This is a genomic window from Kosakonia sp. SOY2 (assembly GCF_027109175.1).
Classification (GTDB): Bacteria; Pseudomonadota; Gammaproteobacteria; order Enterobacterales; family Enterobacteriaceae; genus Kosakonia.
In genome coordinates, this window is sequence record NZ_JAPVXH010000005.1 from 43,165 (window position 1) to 62,388 (window position 19,224).

8 protein-coding genes are annotated in these 19,224 nt (G+C 55.7%); 6 read left to right on the forward strand and 2 right to left on the reverse strand.

Features of this window, described 5'->3' with window-relative positions:
- Positions 1-18 precede the first annotated feature (18 nt).
- Together O3S68_RS20375 and O3S68_RS20380 are read right to left on the reverse strand one after the other, a co-directional pair.
- The gene (locus O3S68_RS20375) at positions 19-789 is read right to left on the reverse strand and encodes an amino acid ABC transporter ATP-binding protein (protein WP_269232347.1); all 771 of its coding nucleotides are present in this window, start codon (positions 787-789) and stop codon (positions 19-21) included.
- Entirely contained in the window at positions 767-1,462 is a 696-nt protein-coding gene (locus O3S68_RS20380) for an amino acid ABC transporter permease (protein ID WP_189660072.1), read from the reverse strand. Before O3S68_RS20380 ends, O3S68_RS20375 begins: the two co-directional genes overlap by 23 nt.
- A 624-nt stretch (positions 1,463-2,086) precedes the next feature.
- Between O3S68_RS20380 and O3S68_RS20385 the strand changes: the two genes are divergently transcribed.
- The 6 genes from O3S68_RS20385 to O3S68_RS20410 all read left to right on the forward strand — a co-directional run bounded on the left by O3S68_RS20385 (position 2,087) and on the right by O3S68_RS20410 (position 19,189).
- Positions 2,087-4,306: a type VI secretion system Vgr family protein gene (locus tag O3S68_RS20385; RefSeq protein ID WP_160271345.1), complete on the forward strand. Its 2,220-nt coding sequence runs from the start codon at positions 2,087-2,089 to the stop codon at positions 4,304-4,306.
- Between the two features lie 12 nt (positions 4,307-4,318).
- The gene (locus O3S68_RS20390; RefSeq protein ID WP_269232348.1) at positions 4,319-5,872 is read left to right on the forward strand and encodes a hypothetical protein; all 1,554 of its coding nucleotides are present in this window, start codon (positions 4,319-4,321) and stop codon (positions 5,870-5,872) included.
- Entirely contained in the window at positions 5,869-5,997 is a 129-nt protein-coding gene (locus O3S68_RS20395) for a hypothetical protein (RefSeq protein ID WP_020456137.1), read from the forward strand. Before O3S68_RS20390 ends, O3S68_RS20395 begins: the two co-directional genes overlap by 4 nt.
- 10 nt (positions 5,998-6,007) lie before the next feature.
- Complete coding sequence (locus tag O3S68_RS20400) at positions 6,008-10,150, forward strand: RHS repeat-associated core domain-containing protein (RefSeq protein ID WP_269232349.1); 4,143 nt, start codon at positions 6,008-6,010, stop codon at positions 10,148-10,150.
- A complete protein-coding gene (locus O3S68_RS20405) occupies positions 10,147-10,572 on the forward strand; it encodes an immunity 26/phosphotriesterase HocA family protein (protein WP_020456139.1) in 426 nt (141 codons plus the stop codon). The genes O3S68_RS20400 and O3S68_RS20405 overlap by 4 nt, the downstream gene beginning before the upstream one ends.
- Before the next feature lie 1,060 nt (positions 10,573-11,632).
- Positions 11,633-19,189, forward strand: coding sequence for a neuraminidase-like domain-containing protein (locus tag O3S68_RS20410; RefSeq protein WP_269232350.1), 7,557 nt, complete (start codon positions 11,633-11,635; stop codon positions 19,187-19,189).
- Positions 19,190-19,224 lie beyond the last annotated feature (35 nt).

Consider the following 19,224-nt stretch of genomic DNA (forward strand, 5'->3'; position numbering starts at 1 on the left):
GTTACCCCGTAAATATTGTTATTGATGCGCTTCGATAGCCGAAAACGCTGTGCTTAAAGAGGCGATGAATTCCGTGGTTCGTGGTTTCTTCGCCTGTGAAAAAAGGGTGCTGGCGCTGCCCGATTCGACAATTTCCCCGGCTTCGAGAAATACCACCTGGCTTGCGATATGGGCCGCTAAGCGCAGATCGTGGGTGGCCATAATCATCGTCGTGCCCTCGTGTGCCAGCTGGCGCAGGACGGCGACCACTTCGCCGGAAAGTTCCGGGTCGAGCGCCGAGGTTGGCTCATCGCACAGTAACACCGCAGGCGAAGGTGCCAGCGCGCGGGCAATCGCCACGCGTTGTTGCTGGCCGCCGGAAAGTGTATTCGGCAGTGCGTTACGCTTATGCAGCATGCCAACCTTCTCCAGCAGCGCCTCGCCGCGTTTGCGGGCTCGCTCGCGGTCCCATTTATGCACCGTAATCAGTCCCTCGGTAATGTTGTCGAGAGCGGTCATATGCGGAAACAGCGCAAAGTTTTGAAAAACCATTCCGGTCTGGCGGCTCATCCGGCGAATATCCTGGCCTTTAATACGGGCACCTGGCGTAAATACCATTTCTTCTTTGCCGATGGTTAATTCCCCGGACTGGGGGATTTCCAGCAAATTAATACAACGTAATAATGTACTTTTCCCGCTACCGGAGGGGCCAATTAAGGCGGTGACGGTGCCTTCTGCTACCGTTAAATGAATATTTTGCAGCACCCGGTGACCGGCAAAACTTTTTTCAATGTTGCAGAGCGTTATCATTTGCCCGCTCCTTAACGGTTGTCCCGGCTAATTTCCGCTCCAGCTTCTCTTGTAAATGCGATAAGACAGAGCTGAATAAGAGATAAATCACCGCGGCCTCGCTATATAAAATTAACGGCTCGTAAGTCACCGCGGCTATTTGCTGCGCAGCGAGAAACATCTCCGGCACGGTGATCACCGAGGCCAGCGAGGTGTCTTTCACCAGCGAGATAAAGGTATTGGATAACGGCGGCACAGCGATGCGTGCGGCCTGCGGCAGAATAATGCGCCGTAGCGCCTGCGCCCAGGTCATGCTGATGGCATGCGCGGCTTCCCACTGACTTTTAGGCACGGCGAGCAGCGTGGCGCGGATCACTTCCGAGGTATAAGCACCAATATTTATCGTAAAACCAATCACCGCCGCCGGAAAGGCATCGATAGTCATTCCCGCGCTGGGCAACGCATAAAAAATTAAAAATAATTGTACTAATAACGGGGTGCCGCGAATTAACCAGACGTAAAATATGACTATCGGTTTTAAACATGCCGGGCCATATAAACGCAATAACGCCACAATAAAACCGAGTGTCAGACCAAGAATAAATGCGCTTAACGTTAAGGGAATGGTAAATTTCAGCCCGGCGGAAAGCATTGGCCAGAACGAATCGATCGCTAAGGGTAACCATGTTGGCACTACACACCTTCCGCACATCATTTATTGCCAGAAAAAGCTGGCAGAATGCTATGTAAATATTCCAGTTGATTATTCTGGTACCGTATTAAAATGAATTATATTCGTTGTGTCTGTGGCGAAAACCAATATATCCGGATAAGAATATGCGCAAATGTGCTAAAGCCCTCTGGCTGCCGGACAGAGGATAGCGCGAGGGTCGTGTGCCGTTGCGAAAGCGTCAACCGGCAACGGTGGAGGCCATAGCGCGCGGCGACGTTAAAAAATGCAGGCAAGCTGACGTCTGTTTTTAATTTAAAACAGGCTAATTTCGCTTAGGGGAATATTGGGTGAAATAAAAGAATATATGATGCGTTATTATTTATTGTTAGCTGAATCGAATAACCTGAAATCCACTGTTTTATCATGGTAATTTGCACTGAATTGATTTTAAATAAGTTATTATTTTAATTATAAAATAAGACGATTCTGAGATGTATTTGGCTGTCGTTTTTATGAACTGTGGATAATATTATTCGTAATCGTTGGTCGTTAGTAAATAATACGCGCGCGCATAAGTTTCTTTTGAATGATTTCCCGCAAATCGTTTTCTCCCGAAATATCCGCCGCCGCTACCAAGGAATACGTATGGTTAACCGGATAACCGTCCTGTCATCCGTTGGCAGTGATTCACTCCTGTTCTGGAAATTGAAAGGGGAAGAGCATCTTTCTGCTCCTTTTCGCTTTCAGGTCGACCTGCTGAGCAAAGACTTCACCCTTGATCGGCAAAAACTGCTCGGGCAGGAGATGACGGTGGTGATCCCGTGCCAGATTCCGGGTAGCGAACGCTATCTTTCCGGGAAAGTGACCGCCGTTTCGGTGCGTACCGAAGAACTGGACGGCACGCAGTACGCGGCGTACCAGGCGACGCTGGAACCCGATTTCTGGCCGATGATGCGCGATCGCAACTTCCGTATTTTCCAGCAGCAACGTGTGCCGGATATCGCCAAAACGCTGTTTTCCGAATACAACGTCAGGGTTGAAGACAAACTGACACGCAGCTATCGCCAGTGGGATTACAGCGTGCAGTATGGTGAAAGCAGCTTCCACTTCATCAGCCGTTTGCTGGAGCTTGAAGGCATCAGCTACCTGTTTCGCCACAGCAAAGAGGGTCACACGCTGGTGCTGATGGACGACTACTCACAGGCGGAGGCGTTTCCCGGTTACGACACTATTCCCTGGCATGCGCAAACCGGCGGCGGCGCGGTCAATGAAGAGGGCATCAGCCAGTTGGTGGCGAACCACGTGGTGACGCCGGGTCTGTACAGCACCGATGATTACGATTTCCGAAAGCCGCATGCCTGGATGCTGCAAACCCTGCAAAACCCCGTTTCGCCAAGCCCAGGGAAAATTGATGTGTATGACTGGCCAGGCCGCTTTGTTGAGCATGGCGACGGTGAAGCGTACGCGCGTATTCGCCAGCAGGCCTGGCAGGCGGAGCAGCAGCAAATGCAAGGCTCCGGTACCGCGACCGGCATCGCGCCTGGCCATCTTTTTCGCCTTACCAATGCACCCAATTTCGCCGATAACGCGCAGTGGCTGGTGATTGGCGCCCGGTATGCGTTTGAAGAGAATCAGTACGCCTCCGGTGGGCAATTTAGTTCACAGCACAACATCGCCTTTACCGTTATTCCGGCGACAACGCCTTTTCGCCCGGCATCGGTCACCGACTGGCCGCGCACCTATGGCCCGCAAACGGCGCGCGTGGTCGGGCCGCAGGGCGAATCGATCTGGACGGACAAATATGGCCGCGTGAAGGTGAAGTTCCACTGGGATCGGCAAAGCCAGGGCGATGAAAACAGCTCTTGCTGGGTGCGCGTCTCCAGCGCGTGGGCCGGGCAGGGCTACGGCGGTGTGCAGATCCCGCGAGTGGGCGACGAAGTGGTGGTCGATTTTATTAACGGTGAGCCGGACAGACCGATAATCATTGGTCGCGTCTATAACGAAGCCAGCATGCCGCCGTGGGCGCTGCCGGCGGCGGCGACGCAGATGGGCTTTATGAGCCGTTCGAAAGACGGTTCGCCGGATAACGCCAACGCCCTGCGCTTTGAAGATAAACCCGGTGAGGAGCAACTCTGGCTGCATGCCGAACGCAACATGGATACCGAAGTCGAAAACGACGAAACCCATGATGTTGGCAGCAACCGTACCAAAACCGTTGGCAAAGACGAAACCAGCCATATCAAACAGAACCGCACCCGCACAGTGGACGGCAATGAAACCGTCACTATCGGCCAGGATCGCAGCAAAACCATCAACGGTAACGAAACCACCACCGTGCAGCAGAACCGCACCGAAAGCGTGAAAGGCAATGAAACCCTCAGTGTCGAGCAAAACCGCGATGAGACCATTACTGGCAATCACACCACCACGGTGAAGAGCAACAACACCGGCACCGTGCAAGGCAACCAGACGCTGACCGTGGTGCAGGACAGAACCCGCACCGTGCAGGGCAACGAGAAGGTGAGCGTGCAGCAAAATCGCACCGTACAGGTCACTGGCGACCAGACACTGGAAGTGACCGGTAACCGCAACGTCACCGTCAGCAGCAACGAAGTGCGCACGGTGGTGCGAAAGCAAGAGGTGAATATCGGTGCCGGGCGCACGCTGAGCATTACCGGCGGCGACACGCGTTTTACCCAGGGTAGCGTGGCGGACAGCGCAACGGATACCTTCCAGATCAACGTCGGCGAAAGCGGCATTCTGATTGGCAACGGCAGCGTGGAGATCACCGCGGGCGGCTCGACCATCACCATTAACGCGGCGGGCGTGATGGTCAATGGCAAGAAAATCGAGCTTAACGCCTGATAAGGACACGGAATGCGCGCGGCAAAGAACCCCACAGAGAAAGTGATGAGCGAGCTGGAGCTAAGCTGGCTGGACGCCAGCGAGAACGCCGCGCGCACCCGCCTGTTTATCTGGCGCGTTCCGGCGGGCGGCGAATCGCTGCTGGATGCCTTTATCGCCCTGCAGCAGCACGCGGAAGGCCGCACACTGCCGGATCTGTTTCTTGGGTTGAATACCCCCTTCGAAACCGGTTATGGCTACAGCGACGCGCTGGGGCGGGAGTTTGTCGAGCAGTACGAAGCCACGGAAAATGCCGCCGCCTGGAATGCGGAACCCTGGCTGCCCTGTTACTCCCCGGCGCAACTGAACCGCTTATTACAGAGCTTCGCACAGGCTTTTGCAGACGATCTCCGTTACCTGGTACTGGTGCTTAAACCCACCGGTGTCAGCGACGAAAGCGCCCTGGCGCGCTGGTTGACAGGCTGGCTGGAGCAGGATGCGAGTGCCCCGCGTGTGCTGTTGATTGATACGCTGGAACAACCGATCTGGCAGCCGTTATATGAGGCGCATCCGCGCGAGGTGCAGTTGATTGTCGATGAAGTCGATGGCATGCGGGTGATGCACCAGACCGCGCAGCAGCAGACGGATACCGATGCCGACCGGTTGCTGTTTCGCCGCTACCTTGCTGACGCGATGCTGCTGCTGGAAAAAGGCAGTGCCGCACAAGTCGCCGCACGCGGCGAGCTGGCGCTGGGCATTGCGCAGCGGCGCGGCTGGACGGATCAACAAGCGATGATGCACAACCTGATGGCCGGTGGCTGGCTAAAAGGCGGCGACCATGCGCAGGCCGTCACTCACTACCGGCAGGCACAAACCCTCTCTGGTGATATTCCTGATCCGGCGCTGAAAGGGCAGTTACGCACGCAAAGTACCTTTGGTGAAGCGGGTGCGTGGTTCGCGAAAAAAGATCACCTGCAAGCGGCGAAAGGCTATCGCCAGGCGGCGCTGGAAGCGCAGGCCATTCCCCATCCGGTATTTGAGATGGAAGGCTGGCGCATGTCCGGGTTTTGCCTCTGGCTTGCCGGTCACCGACCGACGGCGATGGAGGAGTACGCGCGCGCCGTACAGGCGGCGGAAAGCGTGGCGCTGCCCGAACGCAGCCAGACCACGTTGCCGCTGGTGTTTCAGGATTTATTGCGTATGCACGATAAGCGCCGCACCGAGGCGCTCGAAGCATGCGCTGCGCGCTGGCAACGTGAAAAACAGCGGCTGATCCAGCAGGCGGAAGCGGCGCTGCCTAGTGAGCCGACCGTTGCGCAGGTTAAGCAGGCTGAAAGCCGCTTGCAGTTACAACTTGAGGCCATGTTTACCGTGATCCGCGAGGAGCGGGAAAATCTGATCCGTCGCGGCGATGACAGTTTTCGCCGCGTTATCCGGCTGGCGCGGGAGAAATTACACCCGCACTGGAACGGCCTGCCGGAGATCGCTCACCCCTTTGATGCGCCCCCTGGCGAGTGGCAAAACCTGCCCGACTGGGGCAACCATGACGCATCGTTATCTGACACTGCAGGAAGCAACCCGCTATGAAAAATCGCATCATTATTATTGTTGTCGTCACGCTGCTCGCGCTGCTGTTTTTAAGCCTTTCCGATAGCGAGCTGGCGACAGAGGTTCGAACGTTCTTACGCGCGTTACTGCGCGCCATGTTCTGAGGCCAGACTTATGCACTCCGGCGCGCACTTCGATCCGCAACTCGGGCTGGATATTCATACCTACCCGTGGCCGTTGCCAACGCCGCATATCGGCATTGTTTTTGACGTGTTCGATTACCTGCCGCTGATTGGCACCACGGTGCACGTCAACAGCATTAAGCGCGCGAGTGCAGGAACGGGCGGCATCGCCGTGCATATTCCGGTCGGCGGCGTATGGGTGCCGCCGCTGCGCGCGCCGGGCGGGCCGCAGATTGAAGACGAGCTGTTTATGGGCAGCAAAACCGTCTCGGTGGACGGCGAACCGTTCTCGCGCATCGGCATGCCGGTGTTGAGCTGCAACATTATTGGTCTGGTGCCGCCGTTTCGCCTCAAGCGCGCCACCAAGCCAAAACCGCTCTCTCTGACGCTCCCGCTCACCTTTAACCTCGCCATTCCCAATAACGTGGTAGTGGGCGGCCCGCCGACCATCAACCTGATGGCGTTGCTGATGCGCGCCGGGTTAAGCGGGCTGGGTAAAGGCTTCAAGAAACTGAAGAAAACGCCGCAGTGGCGGTTGTTTATGCGCCGCTTTCGTAAGCTGCGGCAAAAGCTGTTTCGCAATATGGACTCCGGCTTCCTCAAGTGCCGCGTGTTGCGCGCCGAACCGGTGGATATTCGCGACGGCAGCGTCAGCCTGGAACAGCAGGATTTCCTGTTAGCGGGTCGTCTGCCGCTGGCGTGGGCGCGGACCTATTCGTCGGCAGATATTGAGGTCGAAGGGTTGTGCGGCTTTGGCTGGTCAACCCCGGCAGATATCCGCCTTGATGTGCTGGCAGAAGAGGGCGTCGCGCTGCTGACGCAGCCGGAAGGGATGACATTATTTGCTACGTTGCCGCAAAGCGACGGGCGCGAACATGCCATTCACGGTTTGCCGGAGGGCAGCCGCCTGTGGCGGGAAACCCGTGATGGCGAGGTGGTGTGGCGGGTGGATCAGGAAAGCGGCCCGCTGCTGCACTTTAGCGGTAAGCAGGGCGCCCTGCCGATTTCCGATATTGTCGATCGTAGCGGTAATGGCTGGAAATTTGAGCGTGATGAGGGTGAGTTACGGAAAATTCGCGAGTACACCCACGCGGGGATGACCGGGCGCGAAATCCTCGTCACACAGGAGCGAAACCGTCTGCATTCTCTGCGTCTGCATAATGCGCTGGATGGAGAGATAACGCCGCTTACCCGCTACGAATATGACACCCACGGCCAGTTGAGCGCGGAGATCGATGCGCTGTCGCATCCGCGCCGTTTTGCGTATCAGCAGCGTCGTATGGTCAGCCATGTTGACCGCAACGGGCAGTGGTTTCACTACCAGTACAACGAGGCCTGGCAGGTTATCCACGCCTGGGGTGATGGCGGGGTGTGGGATTATCACTTTGCGTACCACGCGCTGCTCAACGAAGTGGAAGTGACCGACTCGCAGGGTGCTGTTTCGCGTATCACCTTTGATGAAAATGGCCTGCCCGTCTCGGAAATCGATCCGTTGGGTGGCAACACCGTGTTCCGCTATGACGATTTTGGCCGCACGGTGGAAGTGACAGAGCCGGACGGCAGCACGCACCGCTGGGAGTATGACGAACAGGGGCGCATGACCGCCGAACAGATGCCCGATGGTTGCGTGATTCAGGCGGATTATGACGATGACGGGCACTTACTGGCGCTTACCGATGAGAAAGGCGCGGTCTGGCGCTCGGAATACAGTGAGGCCGGTAATCTTACCCGCGAAATCGATCCCACCGGCGTCACCACAAGTTATCAGTACGACGCGTTTGGGCAGCTTTGTGCGGCGCATGTGCCCGGTGTTTCGCCCACGCGCTACCAGTATGATCGTTATGGCTTTCCGCAGCGGATTGAACAGGCTGGCGCGGGCGCGATACAGCTTCGCCACGCGGCCCGTGGAACGCTGCTGGAGCGTATTGACGAAAGCGGGGGGATAACCCGTTTTCACTGGGACAGCAAAGACCGTCTGGTGGCGACCACCGATCCGGCAGGCGGGGAAATACGTGTTGTCTACGATCGAGAAGATGACCCGGTCAGTTACACCGATGAACAGGGGCGAACTACGCAGCTTCGCTATAACGGCAGCGGCATGCTGACGGCCTGCGAAACCCCGGACGGCGCGACGCTGCGCTTTCTCTATGATGCGGAAGATCGCCTGGTGACGGTGGTGAATCAAAATGGCCAACGCTGGCAACTGACGCGCGATGCGCTCGGGCGGGTGACACAAGAGCATGATTATTGGGGGCAGGTGACGCGTTACGGTTGGGATAAGGCCAGCCGGTTGATAAGTCGTGAAGATCCGCTGGGTCGCGAAGTGCGCTACGGCTATGACAAAAGGGGACGGCTGACGGAGCGGCGCAGCGGCGACACGTTACAGGTTAAATACCATTACGATCCCTGCGGACGGATGCTGCTGTGTGAAAACCCGTGGCGGCGGCTGAGCTGGCGCTATGACGATGCCGGGCGTGTCCTGCTGGAAGAGCAGGACGGTTTTCAACTGCGCTACGGTTACAACGAACGCGGTGTGTTGATCACACGCGAAAGCGACAGTGGTCATCAGGTGCGTTATCACCTCGATGAGCATGAACGGCTCAGCCAGATACAGCTTAACGACGATGCGCCTATTCTGTTCACCTACGACGAGGCCGGGCGATGCGTGAGCGAACAGCTCTCCGCCGATGTCCTGCGTACCTTTACTTTCGACAGACTGGGGCGGCTCAGTACCCAGCAGGTGCTGCAACACGATTTACCATTGTTTGCCAGCGGGTTTGCTTACGATCGTGCCGGGAATCTGACGTTACGGGAAGATAGCCTGTGGGGCAGCGATCGCTACAGCTACGATCCGGTGGGACGGTTGACGGCGCATACGACACCCGATGGCGCACTGCGACAATTTGTGCAGGATGCCGCCGGTAATCAATTGCAGACGCAAACGCGCGAGGTGAATGACTGCGCGGGCGGTTGGTTTCGCGAAGGCATTCACCACGGCGTGCGCTATGTGTTTGACCGCGCCGGTGAGCTACGCCAGCGGCGGGATAGCCAGTGCGAAGGCGAAAAAGAGGATTTTGTCTGGGATGACAATCGCCAGTTGGTCGCCGTGCGTAAAGGCGACAGCCTGGTGCGCTATGGCTATGACGGCCTGGGTCGACGGGTATTCAAGCAGACGGCGAGCGAAACCCGCTGGTTTTACTGGCAGGATGATGTGCTGGCGGGTGAAACGGTCACCAGGTTACAGGAACCGCTGGCCGCGCTGAGTATTTTCGATACCGGCGGCAGGTTAAAACGGCAGAAAGCGCAGGCCAACCTGTTCAGTGAGATGCGGGAATATATCTACTACCCGGGCAGTTTCTGGCCGCTGGCGTTACTGACGCAAGAAGAGGGAGAAAAGCAGAGCTGGCACTACCACTGCGATCCCAACGGTGCGCCGGTCAGATTGACCTCGCCACAGGGGGAAATTGTCTGGTCGGAGAAAAGCGGCATCTGGGGCGAGAAAGGAGAGGTTTACGCCAGCCTCATCGACAATCCGCTGCGTTTTCAGGGGCAATATTATGACGCGGAAACCGGGCTGCACTATAACCGCTATCGCTATTATGACCCCAACATTGCGGCCTATATTAGCCAGGATCCCGTGGGGATGGTGGCGGGGGTTAGCGTATACCAATATGCGCCAAATCCACTGGCATGGAGCGATCCGCTCGGCTTGCAGCGCTGCCTGGGGCTGCCGTCTACGCGCCCGCCCGGTGGCTCGAAGAAGAAGTACAACCGCGCCAAAGGGCAAGGGTTATATATTCTGCACGAGAATGGCAAAATCCGTTATGTTGGGCGCGGTGATGCACCTACCCGTTTAAACGCTCATGCGAAAACGCCGGGTAAATCGCATCTGGAACAGCTGATCATTTTTGACAACAACTTAACCAAAGCTGAAGCTAAATTTCTGGAAGAAAAACTTATTGGTATGCATGGTGGTGCTAAGTCAATGAATCCATTGACGAATTTATTGAATGATATCCGGTCTTACCGCCCCGGAAATAAAAACGCACCCACCTATAAAATCGCTGGCGATAGCTCAGCATGGGGTAAAGAAATCTTACAAGACGCGCTGTCTATCATAAGGGGTAGCATATGAGTCAAAAGTACCAGGAAGGTGATATCTTTCTGATCCCAACTGCCGATGGTCGGTTTGCCGTGTGTCAGATCGTCTGTGCCTTAAAAGGGCGCTTTAAAAAGGCTTTCGCATTTGGCGTGCTGAGCATTCAGGCTGATAAAACCATTCCGCAACACGATGAGTTTCTGAAGTTTAAAAACTCACGAGGCATGACCAATGTGATCTTTGCGGCGGTTGATAGCCTCAAAAGTGGTGAGTGGGAAATCATTGGTCATATCCCGCTGACGGAGTGGAAAAACGAGCTGAAAATATTCCATAGCGCCGGGCATTTGTACAATGGCGATGAGTACGTCAGAGTGCTTGATAAGAGCGAATACAAGCAATTCAATGTAATGGGCGTTGCCGGTAACGAGCTGGTACAGCAATATCTGGCGCAACATTGATGCATAAAGAAGTGAAGACGTTGCGCTTCACTTCTTGTTAATACTTTTCTCTTACCAGGCATGTCTTATATCTACTTATTGATTAAACATTTCCTCCGTAATTTTTCACCGCGAGTACAGCGCCTTATATTGGTTAAGGCCCGTAATTCTGTTTTTGTATATTGTCGCCAAGGGAAAATAAAGAGGTTAGTCTGTCGTCGATTTATTATGGGCAAAGTTACAAAATTGACGATCATTTATATTAAAAGCCAGTAATGATTTTAATAAGTTTAAAAAATGACAAGTATTATATATCACCAAAGCGAGTGAGGAATGAGATCGTTTAAACATCAGTAAATTAGCCTGTTGAATGCTGAGTTCGACCAAAAAAGAAGATTATCGCCTTTTGATTTCTACCCGATAAAAAGCACTTCTCGCACACTTTAAAGGAGAGTAATCAGTAAGTTGCTAAAGAACCCCATTATGGGGAAGAATATATTCCCTTGCAGGCGACTATCTTTGTCAATAACGACTCGCTTTAAAAAATATATTTACGCACGAAAAGATCATGATAATTCCTGGTTTTATCTTTTTACGTGATTAATCTTATTTTTTTACGATGAACTTATGAATTATCCTAGGTAATTATGCAACGTTAAAATCCACATCCGGTTTCTGGCGGATTTTTGTTTGATATATCCAGGATAAAGTTCTGAAAGAATATTTTAATTTTATAAAATCTCTTTTATATCTCTTTGAATTCCCCCCGTTTATGGCTGTTATTCCGCTTTTAGCCAATGATCAACCTTCGCTGGAGCGATATAAAATGATCTCCTACGCTGTATTTCAACTTCCTTTTATCGGGCTGCTTATCTGCTCGCATGATGGCGAGGTCATTTAACGCTTACTGAAGAAATAGCGGTAATAAACGCGGCTGATCCTGTCCAGGAGAGCTGGTGGACAGTTTTTTGCTGATGGAAACAGGCAACCATGAATAAATGGTGGCCCCGCTACCTGCACGTTAAAAAGCTCTTCTGTCACATACAACCTTCCCTATTTAAAAAAGTTGAGGGGATACCTTATGTACGACTCTTATTACGATACCAAAACGATACTGGACAAGATCAGCCTTGCCCGCACCCGCGGGACAGACGACGGCGGCGTGGTCACCCAAAGCAGTGAACTGGATGAAAACAGCCAACTCGCCTCACTGATGCCCAACTCCTTTGCCGAAATTTGGGCCAGCTATCAGGATGTGTTAACGCTCGGCGAGGCGGAGTACCTCAGCCAGGCGATCAGCGACGCGCAGAAAAAAAACACCGAAACCGAAGTGCGCACCTTCAGCCGGGCCAACCCGCAACTGGCGCAGGCGGTCAGCCTGGGGATCAGCCAGAACCGTAACACACGGGATTACAACTCTGCGTTCGGCACCCGGGCGCAAATGTACGTTTCGCCGGGTTCGGTGGCATCGATGTTCTCGCCTGCCGGTTACCTGACCGAGCTCTACCGGGAAGCCCGCGACCTGCATACCACCGGCCACGCGCGCCATCTGGACAGCCGCCGCCCGGATCTGGCTCACCTGGCGCTGAGCCAGGACAATATGGACGCGGAAGTCACCACGCTCTCCATCGCCAACGATATTGTGCTGAACGCCATTGCCAGCCAGGAAGGGACGGACGGCGACGCGGTAATGGAAAAACTCGCCGCCTGGCGCTTCTCCGGCAACACGCCGTACCACCTGCCATATGAAAGCGCGCGCCTGGCGGTACTGCTGCAGGATCCGATGCTGAACGCGCTGACGGATAACCCGGCTATTGCGCAGCAGGTGGATCTCAACTCGCTGCTGGCGATCGTGGCGGACGTGTCGCCGGAGCTGTTCCGCATCCTGACCGAGGAGATCAGCACCGGTAGTGCTGCCGATCTGTACAGCAAAAACTTCGGCACGATCACCACCGACACGCTGATGAACACCTATATGCTGGCCGGGTATTACGATGTGAGTGCTGAAGATCTGACGGCCTTAACCAGCCTGCTGACGCACCACGATTTTTCCGAGCCGGTGCCGTATTACGTCAACAATATACTGACCTCGCTGGTGTCTGCCAGCGGCCCTTCCGCGGGTGGAGTGGTGCAGATTGTCCGCAGCGCTCAGCACAGTACGCTCAATTATGCAGAGTTGCTGCCGCAGGGCGGGGACAGCTATCTAATGAACTTTAGTTTTAACTCTGCATGGGATCCCGCAGATAAGCTGCTTATTGGTACGACGGGTGGGGAATCTTCCGATCTTTATAGCGGGACACTTACACCCAAAGTAAATGAGCATATCAGCATACCGGTAACTATTCCGGCAGAAAAATTAGCTGCCGGAGTGACCATTGGTATTACCCGTTACTCTACCGCCAGAGCGCAATACTATTACGCGCCAACCACCTTCCAGCTGTACACCCTGTCATCAGAGCAGTACCTGCTCTACCTGAACAAAATCATCCGCCTGTACAAGGCCTGTCGCCTGACGGCGGAGCAGATGTACCTGCTGATTTACAACCACCCCGGCACGGAGCCGTTTGCGACCGGTATGCTGGGGCTGAGTTTTCTCAGCTATTACTACCTGCAGCGCTACAGCCTGCGCTTTGAGGATGCGCTGGTACTGGCCGGGGGGCGCATCAGCGCCGTCGGGGTGAAAGGCCGGGACAGCTACTTCACCACGCTGTTCAACACCCCGCCGCTCAGTAACCGGTCCTTCAGCGCCGACGGCGCGCCGGTGGACTGGGATTCACAGGACGCGGACCACCTGTTCCGCGCCAGCGTCATCAAGCGCGGTTTTCACACCAGCGGTGCCGACCTGAAGGTGCTGTGGCAGCTTGCGGCGGGGGAGAACACGGCGTTCACCGCCACGGCGGATAACCTGGCGCTGCTCTACCGCACGCAGCTGCTGGCGGAGGTTCATCACCTTTCTGCGTCTGAGCTGGCCCTGCTGCTGGCGGTATCGCCGTGGCAGGACGTGCCGCTGTCGTCGCTGGACACCGCCGGTTTCGCGGCGGCGGTGAACTTTGTCTACAGCACCACCCGCTGGCTGAAACAGCTGGACTGGACGGTGGGTGACCTGTACCTGATGACCACCACGGACTACAGCCCGGTGCTGACCCCGGAAATCAGCAGTCTGGTGGCCTCCCTGCGCGGGGCGGTGGGTCAGGCGGACGCCGACACGCCGGCGCTTATCCGTGACATCGCGCCGGTGATAGCCGCCGCCGGGCAACTGAACCAGTCCGGCAGGGCGGAGAGCATTCTGCGCTGGCTGGATATGCGTAAACCGGGCGGCACGGACGTGAAAACGTTTATCGCGCTGGTGCTGAAGGACACCCGCAGCGAGGCGGAGACGGGGCAGCTGGTGGCGTTCTGCCAGGCGCTGGCACAGCTGGCGCTGCTGGTGCGCAAAACAGACATCAGCGACTACCTGTTATCGATGCTGATAAGCGACCCGTCGCGGTTTGCCGGCGGGGTGAGCGTCATTCCGCTGGATATTGAGTCGCTGCGCCTGCTGGGGCGGATGAACCGGCGCATCCTGCAGACCGGGGATTACGCGCAGCAGGTGCTGGCGGCGCTGGAGGCGGGGACGCTGACCACCGCGCTGCTGGCACAGGCGCTGGGGGCGACACCGCAGTCGGTGGAGCAGGCGCTGGCGCTGGCGGACAGCGGGGCGGGCGGAATTATCCGTTCGCTGAAAACGCTGGACGTGACGCTGCAGTGGCTGGACTTCTCGGCGACACTGAACTGCACACCGTCGACAGCGGCGGCAGTGGTGGCGCTGAAATATACAAATATCAGCGCAGATAATTCACCGTCATATGACGACTGGCTGGCGGTGAGCAACCTGCTGCAGGCGGGGCTGAGCGCGGAGCATACCGTAACGCTGCACCGGCAACTGGACGAGCTGACCAGCGCGGCGCTGAGCAGCTATTACATCCAGACGGCCGGTCAGTCGGAAGTGAACAACCGCGAGCAGTTGTACGCGTGGCTGCTGATCGACGGGCAGGTCTCGTCGCAGGTGACCACCACACGGGTGGCGGAAGCGATCGCCAGCATCCAGTTGTATGTCAACCGCTGCCAGAACGGTCTCGAAACGGAGGTGCAACTGGCGGTGCTGACCCGGCAGTTCTTCACCGACTGGGATCGTTATAACAAGCGCTACAGCACCTGGGCGGGGGTGTCGGAACTGGTGTATTACCCGGAAAACTATATCGATCCGACGGTGCGCACCGGGCAGACCAGCATGATGGATAACCTGCTTGGCACCATCGGGCAGAGTGAGCTGAGTGCGGACTCGGTGGGGGACGCGTTCCGGGGATACATGACGCAGTTTGAGAAGGTGGCGAACCTGGAGATAGTCAGTGCCTACCACGACAACGCCAGTATTGAGGAGGGGAAAACGTGGTTTATCGGTAAATCGATGGCCGAAGGGGAGAAATACTACTGGCGCACGCTGCAGCAGAGCATGCTGACGGACGGGAAATACCCGGCGACGGCATGGAGCGAGTGGCTGGAGATCGGTACCGGTATCGCGGCGTACAACAATATGGTGCATCCGGTGGTGTTCAATGACCGGCTGTATGTGGTGTGGGTGACGGAGCAGCCAACGGCGACGGACAACAGTGGCACGGTGACGGAGACTTCAGATCACTTTCTCAGCTTCTCGTACCTGCGTCATGACGGCACCTGGAGCACACCGCTGAACAGTAAGCTGTCGGATTACCTGCCTTCCGGGGATATCAGCGCGTTGTCAACAAAACATCTCTATTGTTCCTATAACGGTGGCAATAACGCTCACCTTTTGGTGATCTTTTACACCCCCGCCGCTACTGAGGCAGGTAACCAAGCGCTGAACGTATCGGGAGTCACAATATCCGCAGAACATAAAATAGCGGTTTTGGCAGATCCGAATTATTACCGGGGATTTATTTCGCGAGAATTTGATACGCAGAGTGAATTAAGAGTGAATTTTTTATTTTCACCCACCTTAACGTTTATTGCCGGGCCGTTAAATCACGAATGGGGATATGAAAATTTGGCCAGCATGTATGGCGGAAGTTATCAAGTGCGAGCCGTTATTCTGGACGGTGGCGGTGATTACTTTACTTTTTCATACACTATGAATATTCATTATTCTTTTAAGGGAGAGGCTTCTGGTTCGTTCGGGAGAAACAGAGCAAACTGGATGAATTTTATTAAAGCTCGCCAGGATGTTGGTCATTCCTATATTTTTTTTAAAACACCGCTTGAATACAGTGATTCAACAGATAGAGGTGAAGGTTATATTATTCATTGTTTGTATGATCAAGGTCCCCTTAATATAGGGCCGATAACTTTCTTGAGAACGAGTACTGACGTTTTTGTACCTCGTTTTCTTTTAAACGATCGTACTGAGCTTATCACTTATTTATTTCCCTCATCACCGAATGCATATGGTGATGCCTGGACGTTTAGGGCGACCCCCGACCAGTTGAATAACGTTAAAACTTTTTATAATTCTGCTGGGCTTGATATGCTTAAAAATTTTGGCGATCCCATTCAATATACCACGGTCGTTAACCCTGGCGATGTTGGTTATAGAATAACAAGCCCTAGCGGACATTATGCTTACGCTAACGGTCGATCTGATATGACCACGCCGGACTGGGAGACTACCTACACTTTTAGAAGCTCCACTACCTTCTCAACCTCTGAATTTAAGAATGGGAAAATGGATCTAGTGATTAAGTTCCACGCGAACAACGCGCTGGGGCAATCACTGGGAACGCAAACCGCCATAGTCACTGTTTATCAATCGTTAGCAACGCGAAAAATGTCCCTTTCGCGTACCGATACTGGCGTGCAATATCTGCAGCGTGGGGCTTATCGTGTTCGTATTAATACGCTATTTGCCCGCCAACTGGTAGCTCGCGCGAATCTGGGGCTAGACGCCGTGCTTTCCATGGAAACCCAGTTATTACAGGAGCCGCAATTAGGCCCTGGTAACTATGTTACGGTGACGTTTCCCCCTTATGACGAGTCGTTACATGGCGAGGGTTGGTACAAGTTATATTTGGTGGGGATTACGACTTCAGCAGGCGATAATATTGATCGGGATGTTAATCTTATTGCTTCGGGATATGTTTCCGAAACGGAAAATACGACGGTAACAATTTTCCTTCCCCATGACCCCAATAAGACAGGGGCCGAGGATTTTTCAGGTATAGGTGTTGAGTACTCTGATTATTCAGGTTTTGGCTCATACAAAACAATAGAAAAATATGATTGGCATAGTTCAAATAATTACGAGAAAGATACGACGACAAGTAGTCGAGGGTTAACTTCCTTTATTCGTGCCGGCAACACCGAACCGATGGATTTCGCCGGTGCCAACGCCCTCTATTTCTGGGAGATGTTCTTCTACGTGCCGTCGATGGTGTTCCAGCGCCTGCTGCAGGAGAGCAAGTTCGCGGAGGCCACCACCTGGATGAAGTATATCTGGAACCCGGCCGGCAACTACAGCAGTGATGGTGTGCGTGCCCCATGGTCGTGGAATGTGCGCCCGCTGGAAGAGGACACCTCGTGGAACCCGGACCCGCTGGATTCGGTTGACCCGGACGCAGTGGCCCAGTCCGACCCGATGCACTACAAGGTCGCCACCTTTATGCGCGTGCTGGATCTGCTCATCGCGCGCGGCGACGCCGCCTTCCGGTTGCTGGAGCGCGACACGCTGAACGAAGCCAAAATGTGGTACGTGCAGGCGCTGAACCTGCTGGGGGAAGAACCGTATGACTCGCTGGTCTACGGCCAGGGAAGCTGGTCCAGCCCGGTGCTGGGCGCGGCGGCGAGCCAGACGCTACAGCAGGCTTACCAGTTGCAGCTGCTCAGGGCCCGTACTGAAACAGTACCGGCTGTGGAAACGCGGACGGCGAACTCGCTGCTGGGGCTGTTCTACCCGCAGTTTAACAGCAAGCTGAGTGGCTACTGGCAGACGCTGCGCCAGCGGCTCTACAACCTGCGGCATAACCTGTCGATTGACGGCCAGGCGCTGTACCTGCCGGTGTACGCGGCACCGGCCAGCCCGTCGGCGCTGCTGAGCGCGGCGGTGATGTCAGCCAGCGGTGGCGATTCGCTGCCGACGGTTCCGCTGCCGCTGCTGCGCTTCCCGACGCTGCTGGAGAGTGCGCGCGGGGTGGTGAGCCAGCTTATCCAGTTCGGCAACGCGATGCAGGTCATCACCGAACGCCAGGACGCGGAAGCGCTCTCCGTGCTGCTGCAGAACCAGGGGCTGGCGCTGCTGAGCCAGAGTATTCAGGTGCAGGAGCATGCGCTGACGGAGCTGGATGCTGACAGGGAAGCGCTGCTGGTGAGCCGCGCCGCCGCCGAGCAGCGGCGCAACAGCTACCGGCAACTGTATGACGAAAACATTAATGCCGGGGAGATTCAGGCCATGAGTCTGCAGCTCTCCGCCTCTGTCACGGCGCAAGGGGCCAACGCCCTGCATATGGGGGCCGCGGCGCTGAGTATGGTGCCCAATATCTATGGCCTGGCTAATGGCGGTGGTCGTTATGGGGCGATACTGTCGGCGGTGGGGATCGGGATCCAAATCGCTTCCGACGTTCAACGCATTGCCAGCGATAAAGTCAGCCAGTCGGAGTACTACCGCCGCCGCCGCCAGGAGTGGGAGATCCAGCGCAATAACGCGGAGTCGGAGATCAAACTGGCGGATGCGCAACTGGCGTCGCTGAGTGTCCGGCGCGAGGGGCTGGCGCTGCAGAAAGCACAGGTGGAAACGCAGCTGGCGCAGACGCAGGCGCAGCTTGATTACCTGCAGGGCAAGTTCACCGGGCAGGCGCTGTACAGCTGGCTGCGCGGTACGCTGTCATCGATTTACTACCAGTTCTATGACGCGGCGCTGACGCGCTGCCTGCTGGCACAGCGGGCGTGGCAACTGCACTTTGCCGATGAGGCGACGACCTTTATCAAACCGGGGGCGTGGCGGGGAAGCTGGATGGGCTTTATGGCCGGGGAGACGCTGATGCTGGAGCTGGAGCGGATGTCGCAGGCGTGGATCGAGCAGGATGCGCGGATGCTGGAGGTGAACAAAACCGTCTCGCTGGCAGATTTTTACAGCGGGAGGGCTGGCGGGTCGTTCATCCTCACCGATCAGGCCCCATCCCTGATCATCAACGGGTCGGGCAGTGTAGGTAGCGGGGGTAACACACTGTCGATAGCCGACGGGCAGTTGAAAGCCAGCGTCAGGCTCGCCGATCTGAGCATTCTTGATGATTACCCCGCCGGGCTTGGTGCGCGGCGGCGTATCAAACAGATAAGCGTCACGCTGGCACTGCCCGTGGGACCCTATGAGGATGTTCAGGCCGTGCTGAGTTATGGCGGCAGCGTGGTGTTACCGCAGGGGTGCAAGGCTGTAGTGGTCTCGCACGGCATGAACGACAGCGGTCAGTTCCAGCTTGATTTTAATGATGGTCGCTGGCTGCCGTTTGAAGGGATCCCGGTGGATGACAGCGGCACGCTGACCCTCAGCTTCCCGGATATCAGTGGGGAACAAAAGGAACTTCTGCTTGGCCTGGCGGATATCGTTCTGCATATCCGTTACACCATTACCGGCTAAATCGATGTTTTTATTTCAGGCTCCCTGCGGGGAGC

Bases quoted from the DNA above. Each gene is read 5' to 3' on its own strand.
- O3S68_RS20385 (WP_160271345.1), top strand. From the start codon at position 2,087: ATGGTTAACCGGATAACCGTCCTGTCATCCGTTGGCAGTGATTCACTC.
- O3S68_RS20405 (WP_020456139.1), top strand. From the start codon at position 10,147: ATGAGTCAAAAGTACCAGGAAGGTGATATCTTTCTGATCCCAACTGCC.
- O3S68_RS20375 (WP_269232347.1), bottom strand. From the start codon at position 789: ATGATAACGCTCTGCAACATTGAAAAAAGTTTTGCCGGTCACCGGGTG.
- O3S68_RS20390 (WP_269232348.1), top strand. From the start codon at position 4,319: ATGCGCGCGGCAAAGAACCCCACAGAGAAAGTGATGAGCGAGCTGGAG.
- O3S68_RS20395 (WP_020456137.1), top strand. From the start codon at position 5,869: ATGAAAAATCGCATCATTATTATTGTTGTCGTCACGCTGCTCGCGCTG.
- O3S68_RS20400 (WP_269232349.1), top strand. From the start codon at position 6,008: ATGCACTCCGGCGCGCACTTCGATCCGCAACTCGGGCTGGATATTCAT.
- O3S68_RS20410 (WP_269232350.1), top strand. From the start codon at position 11,633: ATGTACGACTCTTATTACGATACCAAAACGATACTGGACAAGATCAGC.